The organism is Enterococcus sp. LJL120 (assembly GCF_054871765.1).
In genome coordinates this window covers 1-1,368 of sequence record NZ_JBTXLV010000037.1, presented here as the reverse complement: position 1 = coordinate 1,368, position 1,368 = coordinate 1, and the positions used below count along the sequence as shown (strand labels likewise).

General features: G+C 43.3%; 1 protein-coding gene. It reads right to left on the bottom strand.

Translation table 11 applies throughout. The features are described 5' to 3' along the window. Nucleotides 1-138 precede the first annotated feature (138 nt). Nucleotides 139-1,292 (bottom strand): IS3 family transposase gene (locus tag ACYSNU_RS18880; RefSeq protein ID WP_461738613.1). Its coding sequence is split into 2 segments (ribosomal slippage): nt 139-1,016 and nt 1,016-1,292, totalling 1,155 coding nucleotides; the frame shifts between segments, so codons are not numbered across the junction. Nucleotides 1,293-1,368 lie beyond the last annotated feature (76 nt).

The window sequence follows — 1,368 nt, the reverse complement described above, 5'->3', positions numbered from 1 at the left end:
TGGAATGGCAACCCCTATTTTGACAAAAATTATGTAGTGTATGTATACCTGCATAGCGCCTAGCCCGATTGCCCTTGACAACGAGCCTCCCTGGATGTGATTGCCTCGGTGCGTGGCAGGTATTCAAGAATCTTGCCCCTACTCAGCGCGAACACATCCAGGCTCATTATCAAGGGGAGGCTGCGCCAATCTCAGATTTCGGTAGCCGACGGGCGTTTCATAGCCAAGTGATCCATGAATTCGTAGATGATTCCACCAATTCACGTAATCAAACACCTGTAATTGTAGCTCAGCCAATGTCTCGAATTTACTTGGATAAACAAATTCTACTTTAAACGATTTGTAGGTAGATTCGGCGACGGCATTATCGTAAGGACAGCCTTTTTTGCTTAAGGATCGTTTGATCTCGAAGGCAGTCAAAATCTCTTCAATCGTCTGGTTATCAAATTCCTTTCCACGGTCTGTATGGAATAATTGGACTTTGGTCAGTGGGTAGCCGATGCGTTGAAACGCTTGCTTCACTAACTGTGCATCCTTGTTTGGTCCACATGAATGACCAATAATCTCACGGTTAAATAAGTCGATGATAAAGCAGACATAGTGCCATTTCGCACCAACGCGCACATACGTTAAATCTGTAATAATTGCCTCCAAGGGTTTCCGATTGGAGAAGGAACGATTGAGTTGGTTGCCAATCGGTGAATGATTCACGGAAGCAGTGTGATGACGAAATTTAGCTTTCGTATAATTGGACTTCAAGCCCCGTGAAGCCATGATTCGTCCGATTTTTCTTCGGCTGACAATCATTCCCCGTCGAGCCAGAGCAATCTTGATTTTTCGTGTACCATAGTTTTTTCGGCTATGCTCAAATTCTTCTGTGACGGCTTCTTGCAACTCAGTCTCGCAAGGTGGTGCTTTTGGTTGATAATAGTAGGTTTGTCGAGAGATATTTAAGACTTTACACATCGCTGATATCGAGTACTTATGCTTGTTGGCATCAATTACTTGTCTTTTCGTCCGAATATCAGCGTTGCTTGCTTTAAAATATCATTTTCCATTTCCAACTGTTGGTTTCGTTTGCGGAGGGCAATTAGTTCCTTTTCGGCAGGTGTTAAGTTATCTGTTTCTTTGAACGAGCCGCTTTGTTTTGCTTGGCGCAGCCATTTATCAAAGGCCGACGGTGTCAAATCGTATTCGCGGATAATGTCTACTCTGGGCTTTCCTGAATTATACAGGTCAATCATTTGTTGTTTAAATTCTTTGGTGAATGTTCGGCGTTGTCTGTTTGACATAAGATGTTCCCTCCAGTGTGTTTCCTTCTAGTTTACACACCACATCTTTTCTGTCTAGTCTAGTGTAGCCTATCCA